The organism is Massilia sp. Masssp94 (genome assembly GCF_059491305.1).
The window spans coordinates 768,049-786,965 of the sequence record NZ_CP168501.1 but is presented as its reverse complement, the minus strand read 5'-3'; the positions used below and the strand labels follow the sequence as shown (position 1 = coordinate 786,965).

At 66.6% G+C, this 18,917-nt stretch carries 14 protein-coding genes and 1 tRNA gene; 8 read left to right on the top strand and 7 right to left on the bottom strand.

Features of this window, described 5'->3' with window-relative positions; all coding sequences use genetic code 11:
- Positions 1 to 4: 4 nt before the first annotated feature.
- From ACEN9G_RS03365 to ACEN9G_RS03345, 5 genes are all read right to left on the bottom strand, one after another.
- Positions 5 to 2,143, bottom strand: coding sequence for a putative bifunctional diguanylate cyclase/phosphodiesterase (locus ACEN9G_RS03365; RefSeq protein ID WP_413344871.1), 2,139 nt, complete (start codon positions 2,141 to 2,143; stop codon positions 5 to 7).
- Between the two features lies 1 nt (position 2,144).
- Positions 2,145 to 2,891 carry a response regulator gene (locus tag ACEN9G_RS03360; protein WP_495605524.1) on the bottom strand — a complete coding sequence of 249 codons (747 nt, stop codon included), beginning with the start codon at positions 2,889 to 2,891 and terminating at the stop codon, positions 2,145 to 2,147.
- Positions 2,798 to 4,981, bottom strand: a complete 2,184-nt coding sequence (locus tag ACEN9G_RS03355; protein WP_495605523.1) for an ATP-binding protein — start codon at positions 4,979 to 4,981, stop codon at positions 2,798 to 2,800. The genes ACEN9G_RS03360 and ACEN9G_RS03355 overlap by 94 nt, the downstream gene beginning before the upstream one ends.
- 221 nt (positions 4,982 to 5,202) lie before the next feature.
- Complete coding sequence (locus ACEN9G_RS03350; RefSeq protein WP_413343761.1) at positions 5,203 to 5,400, bottom strand: YbdD/YjiX family protein; 198 nt, start codon at positions 5,398 to 5,400, stop codon at positions 5,203 to 5,205.
- The gene (locus tag ACEN9G_RS03345) at positions 5,400 to 7,475 is read right to left on the bottom strand and encodes a carbon starvation CstA family protein (protein ID WP_413343759.1); all 2,076 of its coding nucleotides are present in this window, start codon (positions 7,473 to 7,475) and stop codon (positions 5,400 to 5,402) included. Before ACEN9G_RS03345 ends, ACEN9G_RS03350 begins: the two co-directional genes overlap by 1 nt.
- A gap of 212 nt (positions 7,476 to 7,687) precedes the next feature.
- On the opposite strand from ACEN9G_RS03345, the gene ACEN9G_RS03340 reads away from it, so the two are divergent.
- The 5 genes from ACEN9G_RS03340 (at position 7,688) to ACEN9G_RS03320 (ending at position 13,136) form a co-directional block, all read left to right on the top strand.
- Positions 7,688 to 9,046: a cache domain-containing protein gene (locus tag ACEN9G_RS03340; RefSeq protein ID WP_413343757.1), complete on the top strand. Its 1,359-nt coding sequence runs from the start codon at positions 7,688 to 7,690 to the stop codon at positions 9,044 to 9,046.
- Positions 9,047 to 9,685, top strand: coding sequence for a response regulator (locus ACEN9G_RS03335; RefSeq protein ID WP_413343755.1), 639 nt, complete (start codon positions 9,047 to 9,049; stop codon positions 9,683 to 9,685).
- Between the two features lie 99 nt (positions 9,686 to 9,784).
- Positions 9,785 to 10,945 (top strand): EAL and HDOD domain-containing protein, encoded by a 1,161-nt coding sequence (locus tag ACEN9G_RS03330; RefSeq protein ID WP_483127682.1) that lies wholly within the window; start codon positions 9,785 to 9,787, stop codon positions 10,943 to 10,945.
- Position 10,946: 1 nt separating this feature from the next.
- Positions 10,947 to 13,022: a putative bifunctional diguanylate cyclase/phosphodiesterase gene (locus tag ACEN9G_RS03325; RefSeq protein ID WP_413344099.1), complete on the top strand. Its 2,076-nt coding sequence runs from the start codon at positions 10,947 to 10,949 to the stop codon at positions 13,020 to 13,022.
- A 24-nt stretch (positions 13,023 to 13,046) separates the two neighbouring features.
- Positions 13,047 to 13,136: transfer RNA gene (locus ACEN9G_RS03320), tRNA-Ser, on the top strand.
- Positions 13,137 to 13,640: 504 nt separating this feature from the next.
- Here ACEN9G_RS03320 and ACEN9G_RS03315 read toward each other — a convergent pair.
- A complete protein-coding gene (locus ACEN9G_RS03315) occupies positions 13,641 to 14,990 on the bottom strand; it encodes an amidase (RefSeq protein WP_483127681.1) in 1,350 nt (449 codons plus the stop codon).
- 131 nt (positions 14,991 to 15,121) lie between these two features.
- Here ACEN9G_RS03315 and ACEN9G_RS03310 point away from each other — a divergent pair, with 131 nt between their 5' ends.
- Positions 15,122 to 15,853 carry a helix-turn-helix domain-containing protein gene (locus ACEN9G_RS03310; protein WP_371762958.1) on the top strand — a complete coding sequence of 244 codons (732 nt, stop codon included), beginning with the start codon at positions 15,122 to 15,124 and terminating at the stop codon, positions 15,851 to 15,853.
- 8 nt (positions 15,854 to 15,861) lie between these two features.
- On the opposite strand, the gene ACEN9G_RS03305 is transcribed toward ACEN9G_RS03310, so the two are convergent.
- A complete protein-coding gene (locus tag ACEN9G_RS03305; RefSeq protein WP_413340150.1) occupies positions 15,862 to 17,091 on the bottom strand; it encodes an alpha-amylase family glycosyl hydrolase in 1,230 nt (409 codons plus the stop codon).
- 289 nt (positions 17,092 to 17,380) lie between these two features.
- Between ACEN9G_RS03305 and ACEN9G_RS03300 the strand changes: the two genes are divergently transcribed.
- On the top strand, positions 17,381 to 18,388 hold the full coding sequence (locus ACEN9G_RS03300) for a porin (protein ID WP_413340152.1): 1,008 nt from the start codon (positions 17,381 to 17,383) through the stop codon (positions 18,386 to 18,388).
- A gap of 90 nt (positions 18,389 to 18,478) precedes the next feature.
- Positions 18,479 to 18,916, top strand: a complete 438-nt coding sequence (locus ACEN9G_RS03295; RefSeq protein WP_413340154.1) for a hypothetical protein — start codon at positions 18,479 to 18,481, stop codon at positions 18,914 to 18,916.
- The last annotated feature ends 1 nt before the right edge of the window (position 18,917 follow it).

Here is an 18,917-nt window from a genome sequence, read left to right as displayed (position 1 = left end):
ACGGTCAGCGCGCCGCCATCGGCACCCACAACTTCTGCAGCATGCCGGTCACCGCTTCCGGCGGCGCCGGCCGTCCGAGGTAGAAGCCCTGCACGAGATCGCAGCCGTATTCTTCCAGCAGCACGAGCTGTTCTCCCGTCTCGACGCCTTCCGCCACGACGATCATCTTGAGACCGTGCGCCATCGCGATGATGGCGCGCGTGATCGCGGCATTCTCGGAATCCTGCGGCAGGCCGCTGATGAAGCTGCGGTCGATCTTCAGCGCGCGCACGTCGAAGCGCTTCAGGTAGTTCATCGATGAATAGCCGGTGCCGAAGTCGTCGATCGACAGGTACACGCCGATGCCGCGCAGTTGCTCCAGGGTGGCCAGCGTGGCCTTCGCATCGTCCATCAGCGTGCCTTCCGTCAGCTCGAGTTCGAGCAGGCGCGGGTCGAGGCCCGTGTCGTGCAAGGCCGAGAGCACGATCTGCGACAGGTTCTCGTCCTTGAACTGCTTGGCCGACAGGTTCACGGCGATGCGCACGGGTCGGCGCCCCAGTTTCTGCCAGTGGCGCGCCTGGCTGCACGCGGTACGCAGCACCCATTCGCCGATCGGCACGATCAGGCCCGTCTCTTCGGCCAGCGGGATGAACTCGTTGGGCGAGACGACGCCCCGTTCCGCATGGCGCCAGCGCACGAGGGCTTCCACGCCGACGATCTCGTTCGAGCGCACGTCGAGCTGCGGTTGATAGAGCAGGTACAACTCGTCGTTCTGGAGCGCGCGGCGCAGGCCGACTTCCAGCTTCACGTGGCTCATGATCTGCATCGTCAGCGACGACGAGTACAGCTTGGCGTTGTTCTTGCCGCAGTTCTTCGCGTGGTACATCGCGGTGTCCGCGTACTTCAGCAGCGACGTGCAGTCGTCGCCGTCTTCCGGGAACAGCGAAATGCCGATACTGGCCGTCACGAAGATCTCGTTGCCCTCGATGACGAAGGGGCGGCGCATGGCATCCTTCACGCGGTGCGCCACGTTGAGGGCGTGCTCGACCCGTTCGAGGTCGGGGATCAGGATCGTGAATTCGTCGCCACCCAGGCGCGCGAGGTTCGTGCCCGCGCTGTTGGGAGTGTCCGCGCGCGGGACCAGGTCGCCGCGCGACAGCAGGTCGTTCGGGCGGATCGTCTCGCGCAGGCGGTCCGACACCTGCTTCAGCAACTGGTCGCCCACGTCGTGGCCCAGCGTGTCGTTGATGCGCTTGAACGCGTCCAGGTCCATGAACAGCACGGCGAATTTCTTGTTGCCGATCTTGGAGCGCTGCAGCTCGCGTTCCAGCATTTCCAGGAAGGCCTGGCGGTTCGGGATGCCGGTGAGGCTGTCGCAATACGCGAGGCGCCGGATCTGCTCTTCCGCGCGCTTTCGCTCGCTGATGTCGCGCACGAGGCCCAGCACTTCGTTCGGACCGGTGGCGACGAGGCGCGCCTCGAAGTGCTGGGCCTCGCCGAAGCGGATCAACTCGTATTCGACCGAGCGCACCTGCTGCACGTGCAGGGCCATGCCCACCTGCTCGAACAGGCGCTCGGCGATGTCGCGCGGCAGGACGTCCGTCACGTGGCGGCCGACGATCTGTTCGTCCGCGCCGGCGTCGCGCACGCCGCGGCCCGGCCCGTCGCGGCCCGGCTCGTAATCGAGATAGAAGCCGTCGCGCGACATGCGGAAGAAGGTGTCGGGAATGGCGGCCAGCACCGCGCGGTTCTGGGCGTCGGCGATGCGCAGGCGGACGATGGCATCGCTTGCACGCAGCACGTACAGCACGCGGTGGCCGAGGATGGGCCAGTTGATCGGCTTCGAGACGAAGTCGGTGGCGCCGGCCTCGTACGCATTGGTGACGGCTTCCAGGTCGTCGCCGCCGGTCACCATCACGATCGGGACCATTGCGCCGTTCGGCAGGTCGCGGATCGCGCGGCATGCGGCAAAGCCGTCCATCTTCGGCATCTCGACGTCCAGCAGGATCAGGTCGGGCGTGCGCGCGTGCGCGAGGGCCACGGCTTCCTGGCCGTCCGCGGCCTCGATGCCTTCCAACCCGACGCCTTCCAGCATCTCGAGCATCAGGAGGCGCATCACCGGATCGTCGTCCGCGACCAGGACGGTGGCAGTTTGGGCTGGCATGTCAGGTTTCCTTTTCGAGGATGGCGGTGAGCGAATGCCGGACGGCCTGGAACTCATGTTCCATGTCGGTCAGGATCGCGTCCGCGCCTTCGGTGGTGTCGGCGCGGCCCAGGTGCTCGAGTTCCTTGCACAGGGCGGCGAGGGCCTCGGCGCCGACGTTGGCGCTGGCCGATTTCAGGGTGTGCGCGATGCGGCGTACGTTGCCCGTGTCGAGGCCGTCGATGGCGGAGCGCAGGGTGCGCAGCTGCTGCGGCGTGTCGTCGACGTAGGCGGCGATCACCTTCTGCACGAGCGCGTCGCCGCGGTCGCGCGACAGGGCACGGATCTTGTCCAGCGCCACGCGGTTGATGACGTCGCGCTGGATCACTTCGACGGATGCGGGCGGCAGCCGCGGCGGCTCGTCGTCGTGGTGCACGGTGGCCGCGAGCGGCAGCGCCATCCAGCGCCCGATCACGGCCGCGATTTCCTGCTGGCTGAACGGCTTCGACAGGTAATCGTCCATGCCGGCGGCGAGGCAGGCCTCGCGGTCGCCCTGCAGCGCGTTCGCCGTGATCGCGATGATCGGCAGCACGCGGCCGCGGCCCGCTTCGCGCTCTTCGCGCCGCATCGCGGCCGTCGCGGCGAAACCGTCCATCACGGGCATCTGGCAATCCATCAGCACGGCGTCGTAGGAATTCGTGCGCACGGCCTGCAATGCATCTTCGCCGTTGCGCGCGCAGTCCACTTGCAGGTCGAGGCTTTCCAGCATCGCCCGGGCCACCTCGATGTTGACGGGATTGTCCTCGGCCAGCAGCACGCGCCGCGTGCGTGGGCGGTGGGCGTCCAGTTGCAGCCGGCGCGGCGGCATGAATCGCGGCGCCGGCGCCACCGGCCGCGCGGCGGCGTCGCCGTGCACGCGAACAGGTCGGCCGCGCGCGCGGGTTTGATGAGCTGGTAGGCGACGCCGGCCTCGCGCCGCTGCACCGGATCGGCGGCCAGCCGTTCGGGGCTGAGCAGCACGAGCCGCGTGGCGCGCGCGGCCGCATCAAGCTTGATCTGCGCGGCCAGCAGCAGGCCGCTCGTGTGCGCGAGCTCCATGTCGAGGATCGCGGCGTCGTACGGCCGGCCCGCGCGCGCCGCCTCGTCCAGCCGCTCCAGTGCTTCGTCCGCGCTCTCCGCCGCGTCGCATTCGACGCGCCACGTGGCCAGGTGGCGTTCGAGGCCGATGCGGCTCGTTTCGCTCTCGTCGACGAGGAGTACGCGCAGGCCGTCGATCGTGTGCTGGTGGTCGCCCGGCGCATCCGGATCGACGCGGCGCTTGTCGAAGGCGACCGTGAACCAGAACACGGATCCTTGCGTGAGGGCGTTCTCGACCCCGATGGAACCGCCCATCAGTTCGACGAGCTGTTTCGAGATCGCCAGGCCCAGGCCCGTGCCGCCGTATTTGCGCGTCGTGGAATCGTCGGCCTGCGAGAACGCCTCGAAGATGCGGCTGCGGGCTTCCCGCGAGATGCCGATGCCCGTGTCGTGCACTTCGAAGCGCAGCATCACGGCCTGGTTGTCCTCGCTCGCGATGCGCACCCTGGCGAGGATGCGGCCCTGGTCCGTGAACTTGACCGCGTTGCCGAGCAGGTTGGCCATGATCTGGCGCAGCCGGTTCGGGTCGCCGCAGATGGCGACGGGGATGTCGTTGGCGATGTCGAAATGGAGCGGGATGTTCTTCGCCTCGGCCTGCGGCGTGTAGACGGTATGGATGTCGTCCAGCAGGTCCCACAGGTTGAAATTGATGTACTCGACGGTGAGCTTGCCCGCCTCGATCTTGGAAAAGTCGAGGATGTCGTTGATGATCACCAGCAGGTGCTCGCCCGACTGCTTCACCAGCCGTGTGTAGTTGCGCTGTGTTTCGGTGAGCTCCGTCCCCAGCAGCATTTCCGTCATCCCCAGCACGCCGTTCATCGGGGTGCGGATCTCGTGGCTCATCGTGGCGAGGAAGGCGCTTTTCGCGCGGCTCGCCGCCTCGGCCGCGTTCTTCGCCTTTTCCAGCTGCTCGGTGCGCACGCCGACCTGGCGTTCCAGTTCGTCGCGGTGGTGCGTGAGCGCGGCGCCGCGGCCTTCGATCTGCGCGAGCATGTTGTTGAAGCTGTCGATCAGCACGCCCAGCTCGTCGTTGCGGTTGTGGGCGATGCGCAGCGTGTAGTTCTGGCTGGCGGAGACTTTTTGCGCCGCGTTGATCAACTTGCCGATCGGGTCGCTGATGCTGCGCCGCAGCCGCCGCACCAGCACGAACGCCGTCAGCAGCGCGGCGGCCAGCGCGGCGGCCATCACGCCCAGTGCGCGCGCGATGTCCAGCCACAGGGGCACGAGGTCGCTTTCGATCATGACGGCGCCCACGGGCGGCAGCGCGCGGCCGTCGGCGGCGGCCGGCGCGCCGAGCACGCGGTAGACGCGCAGCACGGGCAGCCAGGGGCGGCTGCCGGCATCGGCGGCCGCGGCGACGGTGTCGGGATCGAGCCCGCCGAGCGCCTCGACCTTGTCCGCGGCATCCTGGCCGGTTGCACGCCAGGTGGCGAACGGTTGCCCTTTGCGGTCGTACAGGACGGCCGAGGCGAGACCGCGGCGCGCTTCCAGCGCGGCCAGCAGCTGCGTGGCGAGGCGGCGGTCGTTGAACTGCACGGCATCGAGGCCGCCCTGCGCGAGCACGGCGGCCAGCGCCTCCAGTTCCTGCCGTTCCTCGCGGCGCTCGCCGGTCACCGTCGCCAGGGCAAAGGCGACGTACACGACGAGCAGCGCGCTGGCGGCGGCCTGCAGGCACATCGACGTCAGTTTTCGGTTGAGGCTTGAGCGCTCGAGAGTCTGCATGGGTTGGGCGGATCCGGCGGTCGGCGCTGCGAACGAACCTGTCGCACAGGTTCACCATGCAAGAAAGCAAATTCTTGCAGGAACTGACTATAGGTGAGGGATATGGGGCGCCGTTTGTGCTGGCGCAAAGCGGGGGGGCGCGGGGAAGGGGAGGGCCGATAAAACATCGCCCCCGGCGAAGCGGGGGCGACGATATATTGCGTTACGGTAAAAGTGCTAACTCAGCAACAACCCCCGCGCTTGCCGCTACCGTACCGCGCTTCCTGGCGCTCGCGGAAGAATTCCTCGTAGCTCATGACCGGCTGATCCGGATGGTTCTTCTCCATGTGCGCCACATAGGTGTCGTATTCCGGCAGGCCGACCATCAGGCGCATGCTTTGCCCGAGATAGCGGCCAGCCTGTGCGAGCGCGCCAAGCATCACTGCACCTCGGCCATCGAGGCGGCGGGCGCCGCGACGAAAGGCGTCTCCTGGGCGCTCGGTTTGGCGTTCTTGCGCGCCGCCAGCGCCGTGCGGATGCCGTACAGCAGCACCGCGATCACGACGACCATGAAGAAGCCGCACAGCGTGGCATCGACGTAGTCGTTGAAGATGATGCGGCTCATCTGGTCGAGCGACTTGGCCGGCGCCAGCACCTGGCCCTGGTCGAGCGCGGCCTGGAACTTGTGGGCGTGGGCCATGAAGCCGACCTTGACGTTCGGGTCGAAGATCTTCAGCCAGCCGGCCGACAGCGTGCAGATCAGCAGCCAGATGGTCGGCACGATCGAGACCCACGCGTACTGGCCGCGCTTCATCTTGAACAGCACGACGGTGCCCAAGGTGAGGGCGATACCGGCCAGCATCTGGTTGGCGATGCCGAACAGCGGCCACAGCGTGTTGATGCCGCCCAGCGGATCGACGACGCCCTGGTACAGGAAGTAGCCCCACGCGGCGACGCACAGGCCGGTGGCGATCAGGTTCGCCGGCAGCGACTCCGTGCGCTTGAACGACGGGACGAAGGCGCCCAGCAGGTCTTGCAGCATGAAGCGGCCGGCGCGCGTGCCCGCGTCGACGGCGGTCAGGATGAACAGCGCTTCGAACAGGATCGCGAAGTGGTACCAGAACGCCATCATGACCTTGCCGCCGATGACGTTCGACAGGATGTGGGCCATGCCGACGGCCAGCGTCGGGGCGCCGCCGGCGCGCGAGATGATGGTGTGCTCGCCGACGTCCTTCGCGATCTGCGTCAGCTGGTCGGGCGTGATCACGAAGCCCCAGTTCGAGACCGCGGCGGCGGCCGTCTGGGCGGTGGTGCCGATCACGGCGGCCGGGCTGTTCATCGCGAAGTAGACGCCCGGGTCGATGGTCGACGCGGCGACGAGGGCCATGATGGCGACGAACGATTCCATCAGCATGCCGCCGTAGCCGATGAAGCGGGCATGCTGCTCGTTCTCGATCATCTTCGGCGTGGTGCCCGACGAGATCAGCGCGTGGAAGCCGGACACGGCGCCGCATGCGATGGTGATGAACAGGAACGGGAACAGCGAGCCGGACCAGGCCGGACCGGTGCCGTCGATGAAGCGGGTGATCGACGGCATCTGCATCATCGGGGCGACGAACACGATGCCCAGCGCGAGGCCGACGATGGTGCCGATCTTGAGGAAGGTCGACAGGTAGTCGCGCGGCGCCAGCAGCAGCCAGACGGGGATCACGGAGGCGACGAAACCGTAGCCGATCAGCATCCAGGTCAGCTGGGTGCCGTTGAACGTGAACATCGGACCCCAGGTGGCGGAATCGTGCACGTACTGGCCGCCGACGATGGCGCCGATCAGCAGCACGAAGCCGATCAGCGACACCTCGCCGATGCGGCCCACGCGGATGTAGCGCGAATAGATGCCCATGAACAGCGCGATCGGGATCGTCGCCATCACGGTGAACGAACCCCAGGGCGAACCGGCCAGGGCCTTCACGACGATCAGCGCCAGCACGGCCAGGATGATCACCATGATCATGAAGGTGCCGAACAGGGCGATCACGCCGGGGATCTCGCCCATTTCCGACTTGATCAGGTCGCCGAGCGAGCGGCCGTCGCGGCGCATCGAGATGAACAGCACCATGAAGTCCTGCACGGCGCCCGCGAACACGACGCCGGCCAGGATCCACAGCATGCCGGGCAGGTAGCCCATCTGCGCGGCGAGCACGGGGCCGACGAGCGGACCGGCGCCGGCGATCGCGGCGAAGTGGTGGCCGAACAGCACGTAGCGGTTCGTCGGCACGAAGTCGAGGCCGTCGTTGTACTTGTACGCCGGGGTTTGCCGGCGCGGGTCGAGGCCCATCACCTTGTCGGCGATGAACAGGCTGTAGAAGCGGTACGCGATCAGGTAGACGCAGACGGCGGCCATGACGACCCAGACCGCGTTGATGGATTCGCCGCGCTTGAGGGCGACGTAGGCGAGCGAGACGGCGCCCACGAGCGAAAGCGCAGCCCATCCGAGCCGGCTTGTTAGACGTTTCATTATTGACTCCTCCGATTTTGGATGCGCTGCCCGACCGGTCGATGCCGGCTTACACGAACAGCAGCGTGCCTGTCAGTATCTTGCACGGGTCGGCTCGGTACAAGCGCATGATTACGCAGCGCTCTACGTAGTCCTACGTAGGCAAGCTTTGCAAGCAGCAACAGCTGATCGGTCGTACAATTTCATGTTACGACTATTTCGACGCGCACGGCATGCAATTACGGCAGAAGGTCATCTTTCTCGCGATCGCCCCGCTGATCGTGGCGCTGTGCGCGATCGCCCTGTTCGTCCGGCAGCAGGCGATCGCGCTCGCGCACGAGCAGCACGCCACCATCCAGCGGGCCTACCTGGCCAGCAAGCAGGCGGAACTGCGGCATTACGTGGATCTCGCGTCGCACTCGATCGCCCACCTGACCGCGTCCGGGCGCAACGACCCGGCCACGCTGGCCGAGGCCAAGCGCATCCTGCAATCCCTGAGCTTCGGCGACGACGGCTATTTCTTCGTCTACGACATGGACGGCCGCAACCTGATGCATCCGCGCCAGCCGGAGCTGGTCGGACGCGACCTGTGGAACCTGCACGACCAGTTCGGCGCGCCGACCATCCAGAACATCGTCGCCGTCGCGAAGCAGGGCGGGGGACTCGTGCGCTACAACTGGGTCAAGCCGTCCACGAACAAGTCCGCGCCCAAGCTCGGCTACGTCGTGCCGGTGCCGCAATGGGGCTGGATCATGGGCAGCGGCCTGTATCTCGACGACGTGCAGGCCGCGCTCGACCAGGTCGACGCCCAGCAGTCGCGCAACATCGAGACGACGATGTGGTGGATCGCCGGCCTCGCCATCCTCGCCACGCTCGTCATCGGCGGCGCCGGCCTCGCGTTGAACATCAGCGAGTCGCGCGTGGCCGACACCAAGCTGAAGGCGCTGGCGCAGCGCGTCGTCGATTCGCAGGAGCAGGAACGGGCGCGCCTGTCGCGCGACCTGCACGACGGTATCAGCCAGTGGCTCGTGTCGATCAAGCTGCAGATCGAGGCCGGCATCATCCGCATGAAGGGCACGCCGGACCAGCAGCGCCAGGCCCACGCCAGCTTCGAGCGCACGGCGGAAGAACTCAACAAGGTGCTGGGTGAAGTGCGGCGCATTTCGCACGACCTGCGGCCGACGCTGCTGGACGACCTCGGACTCGCGGCGGCGCTCGACCACCTGGCCGAGGAATTCTCGCAGCACAGCGGCATGCCCGTGACGTTCGACGTGACGGGCGACGCCGAGCACCTGCCGCAGACCGTCGGCACGGTGTTGTTCCGCATTGCCCAGGAAGCGCTGACGAACATCGAGCGGCACGCGGGCGCGCGCCACATCGACCTGGCGCTGCATGCCGGCGGCGGCCGCGTGCTTTTGACCATCGCGGACGACGGCGCCGGCTTCGACGCCGAGGGCGTGGCCACGCACCCGCAACGCGGCATCGGCCTGCGCAACATGATGGAGCGGCTGGACGCGATCGGCGGCCACCTCGACATCGCATCGTCCGCGGCCGGCACCACCGTGTGCGCGAGCGTCGAACTGGAGACCTGAATGACCGAGAAGACCGTCCACATCATGCTGGTCGACGACCACCCCCTCGTGCGCGACGGCCTGCGCGCGCGGCTGGAAGCGGTACCTCACTTCCGCGTCGTGGCGGAAGCGGATTCCGGCTTTGATGCGCTGGCGCTCGCGGGGAGCACACGCATCGACCTCGTGCTGATGGATATCACCATGCGCGACGGCAGCGGCATCGAAGCCACCGCGCGCCTGTACGCGAACTATCCGGACATCGCGGTGCTGATCCTGTCCATGCACGACAAGCTGGAATACGTCACGCAGGCGATGCAGGCGGGGGCGCGCGGCTACGTGCTGAAGGATGCGCCGGGCAAGGACATCGTCCTCGCCATCGACACCGTCGTGGCCGGCGGCATCTACTACAGCGCCGCCGTCGCGCGCCAGCTCGCGCGCCCGGCCGCGCAGGACAACCAGCTGACCTCGCGCGAACAGGAAGTGCTGCGCCACATCGCCAACGGCGAGTCGAACAAGCAGATCGCGAAGGCGCTCGACCTGTCCGTGCGCACCGTCGAGACGCATCGCCTGAACATCAAGCGCAAGCTCGGCATCGAAGGGCAGGCGGAGCTGATCAAGTTCGCCCTGCAGCATGGCCGCGTCGGCGGCGCGGGTGCGTAAATATATCTGTAAAACCGTGTCCTAGAGGAAACAGAAACAGTTGCTTTCCAATAAGCCGTGCTCTACCATTAGCTGGTTACTATCAATGCATATCCGCTAATGTCCAGCGCCCCGTTCCCGGTGGTTGAAGTACGCTCCGTCGCCAACGCGCAGAACGAGTGGGTCGCTCTGTTGCTTGGCACGCCGGGAGCAGGACTCGACGATCCCGCGTTGCAGGGCCTGTTCGGCACGCCGGACCTGCTGGCCGCCATCGCCCCCCTCGACTGCATCGTGCTGCTGGACGATGCGGCTGTCCTGACGCCGCCCGTCCTGAACGTGCTGCCGGCCAACCGCGTGCTGCTGGCCGTGCGCGCGGACGCGCTGGCGACGGACGGCACGGCGCGCCGCCTGGCGGAACTGCAGATGGCCGGCTACCGCGTGCTGATCGACGGCGCGCTGCCCGAAGGCGTCGCCGCACCGATCGCGCTGCGCACCGTGGCGCGCGATGGCCGCACGGCGCTGCCGCGCGCCGGCGCGCTGCCGACGTTGTTCGGACCGCACCTCGCCTACAACGTCGACGACGCGGACGCGTATCGCGCCTGCGAGAACGCGGGCTTTTCCTGGTTCAGCGGCGACTACGCGCTGGAAGGCAGCGTGGCCGAAGGCGACGACGGCACGTCGCGCCGGCGCATGCTGACGATGCTCGCGCTGCTGGCGCGCGACGCCGACTCGCGCGAACTGGAAGCGCAGCTGAAAGCGGATCCGGCGCTGTCTTATCACCTTTTGAAACTGGTGAACTCCGCCGCGTTCTCGGTCGGTACCCAGATCACGAGCTTTGGCCAGGCGATCAGCCGCCTGGGCCGGCGCCAGCTGCAACGCTGGCTGCAACTGCTGCTGTACGCGCGCCAGCATCCGGACAGCCCGCCGAACCTGATGTTGCCGGTGGCCGCATTGCGCGGCGCCGCGCTGGAGTCGCTGTGCAAGCGCGACGGCGGCGACCGCGACGAGCAGGACCTCGCCTTCATGGCCGGCGTGTTCTCGCTGCTGGATCGCCTGTTCCAGATTCCGATGGCGGAGATCGTGCAGGACCTGAACCTGCCCGGGCACGTCGAAGCGGCCCTGCTGCGGCGTGAAGGGCAACTGGGCCAACGGTTGCGGCTCGCCGAAGCGGGGCGGCCGGATCCGGAGACGCTGGAGGCAGCGGGCGTCGACGGGCCGGACTGGTGGCAGAGCCAGTTGCACGCCTATCACTGGGCCATCCAGGTAGCCCGCAATGTCTAGGATGCCAGCCGCTGCGCCGATCGATTTCGCGGGCGGCAGCGCTGCCGTCTGCGACGCCGTGTTGAAACTCCGTGGGGACGACCTGTGGGCCGAGCTGGGACGCATCGCCGGCGCGCTGCTCGCGAGCCCGCACTGCGCATACATCCCGGAAGGCGTCCTGCATCCGCACATGGTGGAGGGGGCGCTGCTGCAGGAAGTGCGCGCCGACGGCGTGTGCTTCGGCCGCTACGAAGTCGCCGGCCGCGCCTACAGCGTGGACGACCTGCGCCAGCTGGAAGCGCTGGCCGGCCTCACCGGCACGCTGATGCAGGTGCATTCGCTGGCCCAGCGCACGACGCACGCCTATGCCCAGGTCGAAGCGCAGCTGGCGCACCAGTCGCAGATCCTCGACCAGATCCATGAATCCGTGCTGACGCTGGACCGCATGGGCTACATCACCAGCTGGAACAAGGGCGCCGAGCGCCTGTTCGGCTACACGGCGCTGGAAGCCGTCGGCCGCAACATCCTGTTCCTGTACGCGGACGAGGACCAGGACTTCCAGGACGCCTTCGCGGAGCAGGGCGGCCGCATGATGGAAGTGCGGCGCCGGAAGAAATCGGGCGAGATCTTCTGGGCCAGCCTGTCGCTGTCGCCGCTGTGCGACCTGGAAGACCGCCCGACCGGCCTGATCGCGTATCTCACCGACATCACGGAACGCAAGCTGGCCGAGGAACGCCTGCACCACCTGGCCTACTACCAGGAGCTGACCGGCCTGCCGAACCGTACGCTGTTCGGCCGCCTCGTCGACCAGGCCCTGATGGTCGCCCAGCGCAACGAATCGACGGCCTGCGTGCTGTACCTGGACCTGAACCGTTTTAAGCTGATCAACGGCACGTTGGGCCGCCGGGTCGGCGACGACCTGCTGCGCCTGGTCGCCGAACGCCTGCGCAACGCGCTGCGCGACGAGGACGTCGTGGCGCACCTGTCCGGCGACGAATTTGCCGTCGGCCTGTTCGACATCCGCCAGCACTTCGAGGCCACGACGGTTGCGCAGAAGCTGCAGACCGCGCTGGAAGCGCCGTTCCTCGTGCAGGGCCACGACCTGCGCGTGGGCGCGAGCATCGGCATTTCCGTCTACCCGCAGGACGGCCAGGATGCGGAAACGCTGCTGCGCATGGCCGACATCGCGATGGAGCGCGCCAAGGAACACGCGGAAAACCCGGACCGCAGCGTCGCCTTCTACCGCCTCGACATGAACGAAGGCATGCAGCAGCGCATGCTGATCGAATCGGGCCTGCGCCACGCTCTCGGCAACGGCGAACTGATCCTGCACTACCAGCCGAAATTCGAAATCGGCTCGAGCCGCGTGGTGGGCGCCGAAGCCCTCGTGCGCTGGAGGCATCCGGTGCGCGGCATGGTCCCGCCGATCGAATTCATCCCGCTGGCCGAAAGCACGGGCCTGATCGTGCAGGTGGGCGAGTGGGTGCTGGAACAGGCCTGCGCCCAGGCCGCGATCTGGCAACGCGCGGGCCTGCCGCCGTTCCGCCTGGCGGTGAACGTGTCCGCACGCGAGTTCACGCCGTCGCTGCCGGGCCGCGTCGCGGAGACACTGCGCCGCTACCGCCTGGATCCGCACTGGCTGGAACTGGAGATCACGGAAAGCACGCTGATGCACGACATCGAGCACGTGATCGCCATCATGGACCGCATCAGCGCGCTGGGCGTGGCGCTGTCGCTGGACGATTTCGGCACGGGCTATTCGAGCCTGTCGTACCTGAAGCGCTTCCCGATCGACACCTTGAAGATCGACCGCTCGTTCACGACGGGCATCCCGCTGGACCCGAGCGATTGCGCGATCGCGAGCACCATCATCGGCATGGGGCGCAAGCTGGGGCACCGCGTGATCGCGGAAGGCGTGGAGACGCTGGAGCAGCTGGAATTCCTGCGCCAGGCCGGATGCGACGAGGTGCAGGGCTACCTGTATGGGAAGCCGCTGCCGGCGTATGAGTTCGAGAAAAGCTTGCGGGAGAACTGGCTGCTGATGGGCATGGGGGAGGCGGCACCGTCGGCCGTCCGTTTGCTGCCCGTGGGGCAATGATTTATGTATAATGCCGGTTCCTCAGGAAGCGTGGCCGAGTGGTTGAAGGCAGCAGTCTTGAAAACTGCCGACGGGGGAACCCGTTCGTGAGTTCGAATCTCACCGCTTCCGCCAGGAAACAAAAGAAACCGCCCGAAGGCGGTTTTTTGTTTCCTGGCGGAAGCGAGCGAGGCGCCTGCGCGCCTCGCGTGTGATATTCGAAGGGCATGGCCCTGCAGGGCCATCCCTCCCGAATCGTCCATTTGCTGTCCGCGCAGCGGACTGCGCGCCGCAGGCGCATGCATATAAGCTGATCAGCAGACAACAGCTGCCCCAGCCGTATCCTCCACGCGGGGTTCGGAATGAGGCATCAGGCGCCGGTCCCACGGTCGGGTCAGCACGCGCAATGCGACTTCAAGTGGAATAAGGTTTTCAGCGAACGCCCGGGCAACTGCTTGGGTGCTATGGAAAGGGCGGTTTGTTTGAATCGCATCGATGAGGATGGCCGTAAGTCGGTCCGTTCTTCTTTTCATAATCGGCCCTTTGAATTTTGTCTGGCCATTCTGGGACCGCTAACGCTAATCACCTACGGTTCAAATGTAACACCCTCCACAAGTGCACAGGCCCTCTGACAGCATGTCAGCCGCGTGCCATCCCCGGCATCCGATCGAACCACGGCTGCACCTCTTCCAACTGCCGCGCCACCTGCAACAACCTGTCCTCGCTCCCGAACGGCCCCATGAACTGGACCCCCAGGGGCAACCCCTCCGCCGTCCAGTGGAGCGGCACGCTCATCGACGGCGCCCCGGTCAGATTCGACAGCTGCGTGAACGGCACATAACGCAGATTGCCGGTCGCAATCTTGTCGACCGTCTTGTCAAGCAACCCAAGACGCGCCAACACGCCGAGGATGCCCGTCCCGTGCAGGAACCCCAGCACGCACTGCGGCACGCTGTCGCCCAGCGTAACGAGAATCCGGTTCATCAGTTCCACCTCATCGCGCCGCGCCCCCAGCGCCTGCGCACGCCGTACGGCCGCCGGGATCTGCCCGAAGTACACGTGCAAATAACTTTTTGCGAGGGCGGCGCCATCGATAGCAGGCGCCGCTTCCTCGACGTCGTGGCCCAAATGAGCCAATAACTCGGCCGTCCGCGACACAGCAAGCACGGCCTCCGGATGCACATCCGTCCCGATCGGCGACACCGTCGAATACCCGATGCGCAGCCGGCCCGGATCGCGCCGCATCAGCGCGACGTAGGGCGCGGCCGGCGGCGCAATGACGAACGGATCGCCCGGTTCCGCACCCTGCAGCACGTCCAGCGCGAGCGCCGAATCGCGCACGCTGCGCGAAATCACGCCTTCGCTCGACGCGCCGAACCAGACTTCGCCGATGCCCGGCCCGGACGACACCCGCCCGCGCGACGGCCGCAGCGTGAACAGCCCGCAGCACGCGGCCGGGATCCGGAGTGAGCCGCCGCCGTCGTTGCCGGCCGCCATCGGCACGATGCCGGCGGCGACCGCCGCCGCCGCGCCGCCGCTCGATCCGCCCGGCGTGCGCGACAAATCCCACGGGTTGTTCGTGCGGCCGTACAGCACCGGATCGGTGACGCCGCGCGTCGCGAATTTGGGCAAGTTCGTCTTGCCGAAGATGACGAGGCCCGCGTCGAGATAGCGTTGCACGACGTGGGCGTGGCGCGTCGGCACGTTGTTCGTCATGCTGCGGCTGCCGTAGGTCGTCGGGATGCCCGCATAGTCCTGCACGCCGTCCTTGATGAGGAAGGGGACGCCCGCCAGCGGGCCGGTCAACGGTCCCGCGACCCGGGCCCGCGCCTCGCGCTCCATCAGCCGCACGACGGCATTCACGCGGCCGTGCACGCGTGCGTGTTGCGCGAGGGCGAGGTCGAGTAGTGCGGCGGGCGTGACGTCGCCGGCGGCCACGCGGGCGGCGAGAGCGGTGGCGTCGTGGGCCAGGTAGTCGGCGTGATTCATCGTGTCTCTTTCATGTCGTGCTGGCCAGCCGGCCATCTTGTCATGAAGGAATTGTTGCCGCAAGGCCGGGCGTGCTACGATCGCAGGAATCCGAGGCCATCCTCTAGACCTTCGTATCGGAATCCGCGACCATGTCCGAAGTCACGCAAATCATCAGCACGATCAAGCGCCAACTTAAGCTGCAAGGCAAGACGTATCGCGACGTGGCCGGGGCGCTGGGCCTGTCGGAGGCGAGCGTCAAGCGGCTGCTGACGTCGGACACGCTCGGTGTCGACCGCCTCGTCGAGATCAGCAACATGCTGGGTTTTACACTGGCCGAGCTCGCGCAGGAGGCCGCGCTCTCCGGCACCCGCCTGCACACCTTGAGTGCCGAACAGGAAAAGGAGCTCGTGTCCGATACGAAGCTGCTGCTCGTGGCCGCGTGCGCGCTGAATCACTGGACGCTGGCGGACATCCTCGCCGTCTACCGCCTCACGGAAGCCGAGTGCCTGCAAAAACTGCTGCACCTCGACCGCCTGCACCTGATCGCGCTGATGCCCGGCAACCGCATCCGCCTGAACGTCGCGCGCGATTTCGACTGGCTGCCCGACGGCCCCATCCGCCAGTACTTCCGCACGCAGGGCCTGGCCGATTTCCTCGACGGCCGCTTCGACCGGTCCGACGAGACGCTCGCCTTCACGCACGGGATGCTGACGGAGAGCGCGCTTGCGTCCATGCAGGTGGAACTGCGCCGGCTACGTGCGCGCTTCGCCGAACTGCACGAGGAAAGCCTCGCGTCGCCGCTGCCCAAGCGGCGGGGCAGCGGGCTGTTGCTGGCGCTGCGCGAGTGGGAGCCGGCCGGCTTCACCGCGCTGCGCCGCTGAGTCGCTGATTACTTGCCGCGCGCGTCGATGCGGTAATCCCACGCCGCCAGCGTCTGCTGCTTGCCCCCCGGCACGCTGAAACGCTGCACCTCGTTCGACACGTTGACTGTCACCTGCACGCTGTTGCCCTTCAACGCGCGGCGGAACGCGAACACCTTGTCGTTACCCGTCTGCAGCACCTGCACGGGACCGCCGTACTGGCCGTTCCACAGCGCCGGATTGGCGTGCTTGAGCGCGAGCAGCTTCGTGTAGAAGGGCGCGTAGCCGTAGTCTTTCCACTGGATCGGATCCTTTTCGAAGAACGCGATGCGTTTGTCGAGGCCGGCTTCCTGGCCACCATAGATCAGCGGCATGCCGGGCAACGTGGCGGCCAGCACGGCCATCGCCTTGAAGGCCGGGCCGTACAGCTCGACGTCGCTGCCGGCCCAGGAATTCTCGTCGTGGTTGCTCGTGAAGCGCATCCGATACGCGCCCGGCGGGAACGCTTTCGGCGGGTGCTCGAGGAAGTTTGCCAGCGTGCGCGCGTCCGCCTTGCCTTTCGCAATGGCTTTGAACAGGTCTTTCGTGTCCCAGCCGTAGGTCATGTCGAAGGCGTGCTCGTGCAGGTCGGGCTTGTCGGCCTCGGCCAGCATGAACACGGGTTTGACGCGGTCGAGTTCGGCGCGCGCCTGGTTCCAGAACGGCGTCGGCACCTTGCCGGCGACGTCGCAGCGGAAGCCGTCGATGTCCGCTTCGCGCACCCAGTACAACATCGCGTCCGTCATGCCTTTCCACAGGCCGGGCTTGGTCCAGTCGAGACCCGTCACGTCGGTCCAGTACTCGGGCTCGGCGCCGTCCGTGTAGGTGACGGGATAGATCTCGCCCTTTTCATTCTTCAGATACCAGTCGCTGTGTTCCTGCGTCCACGGGTTGTCGAATGCGGTGTGGTTTGCCACCCAGTCGATGATCACGTGCATGCCCAGCCCGTGCGCCTGCTTCACGAGTGCCTTGAGGTCGTCGAGCGTGCCGAATTCCGGGTTCACGGCCGTGTAGTCGCGCACGGCGTAATAGCTGCCCAGCGTGCCCTTGCGGTTCTTTTCGCCGATCGGCTGGATCGGCATCAGCCACAGGATGTCCACGCCCATCTTTTTCAGACGGGGCAGGTGTTGCGTAAATGCCTTGAACGTTCCCTCGGGAGTGTATTGCCGGATGTTCACTTCGTAGATATTGGCGTTGCGCGACCAGCTCACGTGCGGCATCGGCGCTGCGTCTGTCGCGGCGACCGCGGGCAGGGCCGCGCATAACGCCAAGAAAAGTGTAGTCAGGGTACGGCGTATCTGTCTCATCGTTCTAATTTTCCTGTAGTTTAGTTACAAAACCTGCCGATGCGATTCTAAAGCGGAATTCCCGGGCTGTCATCTTGCCGACATGCAGATGTCAGAATATGCTGACAACAACGCGGGACAAGATGAGAGTCGATTTGTGCGATATTGGACAGATAGGACCGCAGTGTAACAGCTAATGTTAAGGCGTAGAGAGGGACACGCCATGAACAAGGGTTTCGTTGCGTGCGTATTGCTGGGCGGATGTGCGTCGCTCGCATGTGCACAGGATTCGGGAAGCGCTGCCGGCACCGGCAAGCGCTCGGGACTGGACTACGTCGGCGAAACGCCGGGCGGCCACGATATCGCCGTCTTCACGGGACAGCCGAGCAGGAGCAATGGCACCGCCGTCTGGAACGCGATGCCGCGCCGCACGTACGGCCGTCTCGACGACATCGGCGTCCATCCCGGCACCGGCGGTTTCACGCTGGGTCACCAGTACAACTTCGAATACCTCGCGCGCCCGGACGTCGGCGACCCCTTCCACGCCGGCACGGCCGGCAAGGCCAGCAATCTCGTCACGCAAAGCGGCATGCCCGTCGACAGCGGCGTGCGCTACTACAACACCCAGTTCAAGCACCTGAGCACGGGCGCGTCGTACACCATCGACACGCTCGGCGGCGATCCCATGGCCGACCGCGCCTGGGGCATGACGATCGGCTTCGACTACGGCCCGGTGTCGCTGCGGGCGGCGCACCAGAACCGGCACGTCGCCCAGGTCCACTTGTACGATTTGGCCGGCAGCAATATGGATGCCAAGAATTCCCTGATCGCGGCCAACCTGCGCATGCGCTGGGGCACGGCCTATGCCGCGTATTCCGCCAACCGCGGCTGGGGCAGCTCGCCGCTGTACAACCCCGACAATCCGTACGGCGCGGGCGTGGCGAGCACGTCGTCGACCGACAGCCGCGACACCCTCGTCGGCGTGGCCGTTCCCATCACGCGCTCGACGACCTTCCTCGCCTCGTTCATCCACAAGAACGACCGCGACCTGGCCAACCGCGACGCGAACCAGTTCGCGATCGGCGCCAGCTACGTCGTGTCGCGCAGCACCGACTTCTACGCCGCGTTCTCGCGCACCGTCAACACGAACGGCACCGGCATCCTGATCGGCGGCGCCGCCCGCCCGAGCGGCAGCTCGGCCGTGAACGTCGGCATGCGCCACGCGTTCTAGCCTTCCCACCGAGGCTGCCCTGCGTTGCGCCGTCGCGCGACAAAAGCAGGTAGCCTGTCCTCATGATTTTTGCATTATTTTGGAGGCAACATGACTGGCACGAGCACACTTGATCCGGATAACTTTCCGGAAGCACCCGACCGCAGCCTGGGCAAGGGCCACGGCGTCGATTCGCTCGGCCCGAGCGATATTTCGGACACGGGCAGCGACGTCGTCGGCGGCCCCGGCTTTGCCGCGAACCTGGACGATGACCAGAAGATCGACCTGGACACCGGCACGACGTCAGACAACGAAGCGAGCTACGCGCACGACAGCGCGGGCGCCGACGTTGGCGACCCGAACTTCGAAAGCGACAGCGACTTCGGCGGCACGGGAGAACGGGCGGCCGCGGGCCGCGACATCCTGGCGCGGGACGGTGCCGACATCGACACCGACCACATCGAATCGATTCCGAACCTGCCGCTGACGGACGAGGATGTCGACTTCCTCGGCAGCGAGCCGCCGAAGGGGCCGGCGCCGGGTAAATAAA